The organism is Pseudoalteromonas sp. NJ631 (assembly GCF_000276645.1).
GTDB lineage: Bacteria > Pseudomonadota > Gammaproteobacteria > Enterobacterales > Alteromonadaceae > Pseudoalteromonas > Pseudoalteromonas piscicida.
The window spans coordinates 121,911-129,996 of the sequence record NZ_AKXJ01000015.1 but is presented as its reverse complement, the minus strand read 5'-3'; the positions used below and the strand labels follow the sequence as shown (position 1 = coordinate 129,996).

The window sequence follows — 8,086 nt, the reverse complement described above, 5'->3', positions numbered from 1 at the left end:
GATTTGGCAACAGGTACTTGGCCTTGAGCAAGTGGGTATTGAAGATAATTTCTTCCAAATTGGCGGCGATTCAATTGTAAGTATTCAGCTGGTTTCACGCTTAAGAGAAGCTGGGTTAACGGTACAAGTTAAAGAGATATTTGCCGCTCCAACTCCCGCGCGGCTGGCAAAGCTTATCAGTGCGAATGGCGACAAGAAGGTTACGATAAAAACCGAACAAGGCCAGCTTGAAGGCGAGTTTGATCTACTGCCTATCCAGCAGTGGTTCTTCGCAAATCAGTTTGCTAACCCCGCACACTTTGCCCAAACTTTCGCTACTGTGATGCCAAGTACAATCAGTGATGAGCGATTAGTTGCGCTATTGTCCGAGCTTGCTGAGCAACACGATGTGCTACGCCTTGTGTTCAATCAAAAGATGGCGCATATTACCCAGCAGTACCAACAAAATAATACCATGGCGCCTCTAGTTAAACTTGATGCAGACACACTCAGTGACGACGAGCTTGCCAAGCAATTAACCCGCTTGCAGTCACAGTTTGCGTTAAATTCAGGCCCTTTATGGCAGCCAATTCGTGTCAAACGCCAAAGCCAAGATGTATTGGTACTGGCCTTCCACCACCTGATCATTGACTTTGTCTCTTGGCGGATCCTAATTGAGGACTTAAATAGCCTTTATCAAGGCAAAAAATTGGCGCAAAAAACCTCAAGCTATCGTCAATGGGTTGAGACCTTAGCCCAATATTCACATGTTCAAGCCGAACAAATTAACTATTGGCAGGAAGTACTTGACACTTGCCAAACACACTTAACAGCGAAGAACACATCGACAAACCAAGTGATTAAACTTGACTCTGCATTTACACAAACGCTGCTGTTTGACGCTAATCAAGGCTACCACACAGAGCCTCGAGACCTTGTCGTCGCTGCGCTTTCACTAACTCTCGCCCATATCACTGGTAGTAATGATCAGGTTATTGCACTTGAAGGGCACGGTCGTGAACACATCGCCGAAGATATAGATCATTCACGCACCGTAGGCTGGTTTACGTCATTATATCCACTAGCACTCCATTCGGGTTCTAGTCTCGAAAGCGCTATCGTCAATGCCAAAGAGCAGCTGCGTAAATTGCCAGACAATGGCGTTGGTTTTGGTCAATTCTATTTTTCCAAACAAGTGACGGGGACTTTACCAACCGTTGCATTCAACTATTTAGGTCAAATCGGTGGCACTAAAACGCAGCAACCCAGTGGTGACTTCTACTTAACTGAAGCCATTACAGGTCAATCAGTCGCAAGCGAAAATAACGGCCATTACGTTCTTGATATCAACGCGGCTATTATTCATGGTCAGCTTGTCTTAAATTGCACCACGGCGTTGTCTGAAACCGAATTTACCCTATTCCAAAGTCAGTTCACTGCCAGTCTACAAGCCGTGCTCGACACAGCATTGCATACCAAAGCGCTAGGCGCCAAACAAACGCCGAGCGACTATAACCTGACGGGCGTCAGCTTCGCCCATTTAGATTCACTGCGCACACGTTACGACCTAGCTGCGGTTTATCCCGCAACAAACTTGCAGCAAGGTTTTATCTTCCACCAGCTAAATAGTCCAGAAGATACCGCCTATCGCGTGCAATCACAGATGCAGTATTTCGATAAAATTGACACTGCGCTTTACTGTCGTGCGTGGCAACTAACCTCACTGCAATATCCAGCGCTGCGCTGTGCTTTTGATGTTGAAGAAACCATGCTGCAACTTATCGTGGATCACACCTGTGTTGATGAAGATAACTTTAGCGTGATTGATATCAGTCAATACTCAAAAGCAGAACAACAAGCACACATAGAAAAGCTTGCAAACCAAGTGCTAAATCAGCCATTTAATTTTGCAAGACCGGGGTTATTTACACTGCATTTGGTAAAACGCGGTGAAGCGCATTATCACCTAATAAAAACAGAGCATCACAGCATTTGTGATGGCTGGAGTGGCCCGTTAGTTATGCAGACCGTTCACCAGAACTATACGCAATTACTACAAGGTCTAGAACCTGTTTTACAGGTGGATAACGCCTATTTAGATGCCCATGCTTACCTAAGAGATAATCAGGCTGCCACCAAAGCATTTTGGCAATATCATGTCGCTGATTTATCACAGGCAAACGACCTTAACACCCTGTTTAGTCACTCAACAGATTTAGAAACGCTCCGTCATAATCATGACCCGCAGGCGCTGCATTTTGCTCTACCAAACGAGGCATTAAGTAAGTTGCAGCAAGCGTGTCAGCAACATTCTGTCACGCTCAATGCTGCGGTACAATTTGCCTGGCATAAGCTTATCCAAATCTATACTCGCGACGAATTTACTTTAGTAGGTACAACTATCGCAGGTCGTGACTTACCAATTGACGGCATAGAGCAAAGTGTTGGTGCTTACATCAATACGCTACCGCTTTATCTTGATTGGCCTACAGATGCTACCATCGCGCAACAACTCGAGAAGATCCAAACTGCCATTTTGGACTTAAATAGCCATGCGAATGTGTCACTTGCGTCACTGCAACAAGACGGTAATCGGCTATTCCAAAGCCTAGTCGTTTTCGAAAACTACCCAAGCCTCGAAAATGAACAAGCAGAGGCACAACAAGCTCGCTGGCAGTTTGACGCAGCACCAGAGCAAGTTGAATTCCCACTTGCATTGATAGCAAAGGAACAAGGAGAGCTGCAACTTGAGCTGATGTACGACGCCAGCTTGCTTTCGCCAGCACGTGCCGCACAACTGCAATCTCAACTGCAACTGATCCTTAAGCAAGTCGCTGACAATACTCACTTGCCTCATCAACACATTGAAATTACCAATACAGTGGAAAAGGCCCGTATTCTCAACGAGTGGAATGAAACCGAGCGCGAGTCATGCGGCTTCGAGAACTTTAACGACTTATTTAGTGAAAAAGTCGCCGTATTCCCGGATGTAACCGCTGTGGTCTGGCAAGGTGAAGCACTAAGCTATCAAGCACTCAACCGCCAGGCTTGCCTGCTTGCCCAGCAATTATTAGTGATCAAGGCTGAGGTTTACGGCAACGAGTATCAAGGTGATTTCCCAGTGTTATTGCTGCATGAAAAACAGTTGGATTCTATCGTTGCTATCCTCGCTATTCTTAAAGCAGGCGGTGGTTATGTTCCTGTATCACCAGAGTTTCCTGACTCAAGGATTGAATATATTGCCAAGGACTGTGGTGCGAAAATCGTGGTCACCCAATCGGGATTAATGGATAGAGTTGCGAGTACAACACTTGCATCACTGACACATGTACTCAGCGATACACCAATGGAAGAAACAAGCTTAGACCAAGCGGTATCGGTGAGCCCGTCTGATTTGGCTTATATTATCTATACCTCAGGCACCACAGGTAACCCTAAAGGCGTAGAAATCAACCATGAGGCACTATTAAACTATGCCACGGACGACCATTTTATCGACCGCACACAACTGAGCAAGGTCCTTAGCTTATCGAGCATTAGCTTCGACGCGTTTATTTTTGACTGCTTTGTCACATTCAGTAACGGCGCAGCGCTACACCTGATAGATAAACAGACTCAACTTGATCCAGAACGACTGATTGAGTACTGCCAAGCACAGCAGATTGATACGTGCTTTGTAACCACTGCGCTATTTAATCGTCTAGCTAGCGAAGACTTCTTCTTACACGCCGGACTTAAACAGATTAATTTTGGTGGAGAGGCGGTCGACTTAGCTATGGTTGAGCAAGTAAAGCATCAAGCGCCAGAGCTGATGCTTTATCACGCCTATGGCCCAACAGAGACCACCGTTTATGCGACTTGCTGCTTACTCAACTCTGTAAATCACGGAGCACCTATTGGCCGCGCTATTGCCAATAAATCAGCTTACGTGTTGTCGCCTGCTGGCAAAATACTTCCACCGGGCGTGGCAGGAGAGCTTTATATTGGCGGCGCGGGTATGGCAAGACGCTATTTACACCGTTCAGATTTAACCGAACAAGCATTCTTAGTTAACCCATTCGCATCAGATAAGTATCTCGCAAGCGGTTGGAACAAAATGTATAAAACGGGAGATTTGGTTAAATGGCGTGAAGATGGTTTATTAGAGTATGTTGGTCGTAATGATTTTCAGGTGAAAATTCGTGGTTACCGCATCGAACTTGGCGAGATTGAAACTGCGATTAAGCAACAACCGCAAATTCATACTGCGTTTGTAAACGTGAATGAACAAGATGGGATTAAACGTATCGTGGCCTACTTGGTCATGGCAAATACTGAGTCACTAGATGAGGCAAAGCTCAAGCAAACACTCTCTCAAATGCTACCGAGTTATATGCTGCCAAGTGCTTACGTCACATTAGACACCCTACCCGTTACGGTTAATGGCAAGATTGATGCCCGAGCACTGCCGCAGCCCGATTTTAGCCAAGCTGAGACTCACCATGCTCCAAACACGGAACAGCAAAAGCATATCGCTAAAATCTGGTGTGCTGTATTGGGGATTAAGCAGGTTGGCTTGGAAGATAACTTCTTCCATATTGGTGGTGACTCAATTATGAGCATTCAGCTCATGTCGGCTCTCAAACGTGCTGGCTATTCGCTGTCGACCAAAGACATATTTACGTATCCAACCCTAGAAGCGCTTTGTGCATTTTTGGCAAATAATGAACAGGTAGAAATCGAGGCTGAACAAGGTGAGCTCAGCGGAGAAATCAAGTTATTACCTATCCAGCAATGGTTCCTCAACTCCCATTACCGTCATAAAGCGCATTTTAATCAGTCGGTCATGCTTGCTCTTCCGCGCAATACCGCGCTAGATACTTTAGAGCGTGCACTCGCGCAGCTACATCAACAACATGACATGTTGCGCGCTCAATTTAGCAAAACCGAGACTTGGCAATCCCAATACCAAAGTGTTGCAGCGTGTCCAACACCAAAGCTTATCCATTTGGACACCTCAGGGCTTGACGAGCAGCAAACCGGACTGGCGTTGAGTAAAATACACGCCCGTTTTGAACTCGGTTCAGGTGCTTTGTGGCAACCGGTTTTACTCAGCGATGATACGCCGCTAACTAGGCTTGTACTTATCGTTCATCACCTTGTTATTGATGGTGTTTCGTGGCGTATTTTGGTCGAAGACTTAAGCCGCTTGCTACAAGGCGACACCTTAAGCGACAAAACCAGCAGTTATCGCCAATGGTCAGACGTTGTGGCCCTGCATCCTTTTGAACAACAAATACCGTATTGGCAAAATGTGTTAAGCACACAGCAAAACGTACCTTACGGTAAATCACAACAGCGTCTTACGCATCAATTTGATACTCAGCTTACTGAGCAATTGCTACGCCTCGCTCCTGCTGGATTTAACACAGAAATCAATGATCTCTTAATGAGTGCGTTTACTCGGGCTTGGTGCAATACCTTTGCTACAAACTATTGCCACCTGACGTTAGAAGGCCACGGCCGAGAACATCTGAGTGACCATATTGATACCTCAAGAACACTAGGCTGGTTTACTAGTATGTTTCCGGTTGCCCTGAAAAATGACACGGATTTATCGACGCTGATTATTCAAAGCAAAGAAACGCTTCGTGCCATTCCAGATAAAGGGCTAGGCTTCAGCGAGTTGGTCAGACGTGGGGAATTTTCCTTCAGCCAATTACCTAAAGTTAGTTTTAATTACTTGGGACAACTTGATAGCAATAGTGATGCACAAGATCAGGGCATGCGAATGCTAAATGCACACTCAGGCGATGCCAGCAGCAAAGATAATCAGGATGAAATGGCACTCATCGTTAATGCCGAAGTGCGTCAAATGAAACTGCAAGTGAGCATTGCAAGTCAGTTAGATGAGACACAAACCACCGCATTCATAGAGCAGTTCGATGCTGCCCTTCGAGCCGTCGTTTCACATTCGATTACAGCCGCAAATCCCCAAGGCATAAAAACTCTGAGCGATATTGAGATCGGCGTATTGGTGAATGAAGCCGATGTTCCTATTGAATGGTTTTTCTTCCCTCCGGGTGGCGGTGGTGCTGAGAGTTACTTGCAATCCATTGCTCCCAAGATTTCCGCGCCTTGTTATTGCTTCAATAACATCTATGCCGCACAGGAAAAACCAAAGGGCTCGCTCGCCTATGACTATTACCAGTTCCAAACATTAGCGTTGCAGTATGCTATTCATCTTAAAAAGCTAAAACCTAGTGGCCCTTATCGGATTTTTGGTTGGAGTTTTGGCGCAACGCTGGCACTTGAGGTTGCCAAACTGCTGCAAAATGAGGGGGACACAATCGAACACTTGGTGTTCGTCGACCCTTGTTTTGACTATGCCGCGATGCATGATGAAGTTTTAGCTCTACACCCAGAATTCAGTCATCTTGAGCCCGATAGAATTAATTATCACTACCAAAATGATCCGGCATTTTCTAGCACCGCAAAGGTGACGCTATTTAGTGCAGGTTGTGCGGTTGAAGTGGCTCAGTCAGATAGCTTAGAGTTGCAACTTTCCAGTCATATAATCAACCGATACCTTGATAAGAATCAAAATCTTATCGAAGAAGCAATGCAACCCAGTCAGGTTCAAGTGTTCACCATGAAAGGGTCGCACAACAGTTGGGTAAAAACACCGGAAGACTTAATAAAAATGTCAGAAATTATGAACACTCTTTAACATTTTATTCGTTAATATAATGTTAAATTAGATTTTCTAGAGTGAGGCATTAAAGGGAGCTCCCCTCTTCACTCTAGGATTAATTAATTGCCACATTTTCTCACAATATATGATTAAGGAATTACAAAATGGCTAAGGAAAATGTAGATGTACTTATTATCGGCGCTGGACCTGCAGGGACAATGACCGCTGCAAAGCTAATTCAAGCAGGATTAACCGTGAAGATCGTTGAACGTAGCCACTTTCCGCGCTATGTCATCGGTGAAAGTCTTCTACCACAAAGTATGCAGCATTTGAAAGATGCTGGATTTATGGATGCGTTAGTTGCACGCAATTACCAAAAGAAAATCGGTGCTAATTTTAAACAAGATGACTTCCAAGAGTTTTTCGATTTCTCTAAAAATTACACCGATGGCTGGACATGGACATGGCAAGTTCCAAGAGATGACTTTGACAATGTACTGGCTGAAGAAGTGCAAAAAATGGGTGCTCCTATCGAATTTGGCACTTCAGTAGTCGATGCCAACATGGATCTAGAAGAGCCTATCATTAAGGTAGTCAATGAGGCCGGTGATGTGCAGGAAATTCAAGCCAAATTCGTTGTTGACTCAAGCGGCTATGGCCGAGTACTCGCAAACCTGCTTGATTTAAATGAACCTTCATCAGCGCCAACTCGCGCAACTTTGTTTGCGCAATTTAAACCTGCTGATGGCATGGAGACTGGGGCTGAAAACAATAAAGTAACGATTCTGGTTCACGAAGAAGATGTATGGGTTTGGCTAATACCTTTCTCTGACGGTCGTGTTTCAGTCGGTTTTGTTGGTAACCCTGAGTATTTAGAAAGTGCAGAGGGCGATGCTAAAACGCGCTTTTTAACCTACCTTGCTCGCGATCAACATGCATCAGCAATGTTGGAAGGAATGGCGCTGTGTATGGAGCCAAAGGAGATCAAAGGCTACTCAAAAGGTATTAAACAACTGTTCGGCAAAAACTTTGTGTTAACCGGTAACGCCAGTGAATTCATTGACCCCGTATTTTCAGCTGGCGTTATGTTTGCGATTGAGTCAGGCGCGCGCGCCGCTGATCTCATAGTCGCTCAGTTAAATGGCGAGGAAGCAGATTGGCAGCAAGATTATGAAGCGCATATGCTTAAAGGGATTGCTGTCATGCGTACCTACATTGAAGGCTGGTACGACGGGCGTTTGCGCCGCCTATTTTTCTCAGACAACAAGCCTGAAAAAATTAAGAGCCAAATCACTTCTGTGCTTGCGGGCTATGTATGGGATGAGACTAACCCATTTGTAAACCGCAGCGAGAAAACCCTGAACCTGCTATCTGAACTCCATAACAACCCTGAAATGGCGTGATTTTAGCTTTTTAGACCGGCGTGGGAATAAT

Annotated in this window: 2 protein-coding genes; both read left to right on the top strand. The window is 45.3% G+C overall.

Annotated elements, in window-relative coordinates; translation table 11 throughout:
• Positions 1 to 31 precede the first annotated feature (31 nt).
• Positions 32 to 6,688: a non-ribosomal peptide synthetase gene (locus tag A587_RS0119825; RefSeq protein ID WP_232288095.1), complete on the top strand. Its 6,657-nt coding sequence runs from the start codon at positions 32 to 34 to the stop codon at positions 6,686 to 6,688.
• 128 nt (positions 6,689 to 6,816) lie between these two features.
• Positions 6,817 to 8,055, top strand: a complete 1,239-nt coding sequence (locus A587_RS0119820) for an NAD(P)/FAD-dependent oxidoreductase (protein ID WP_017219011.1) — start codon at positions 6,817 to 6,819, stop codon at positions 8,053 to 8,055.
• Positions 8,056 to 8,086 lie beyond the last annotated feature (31 nt).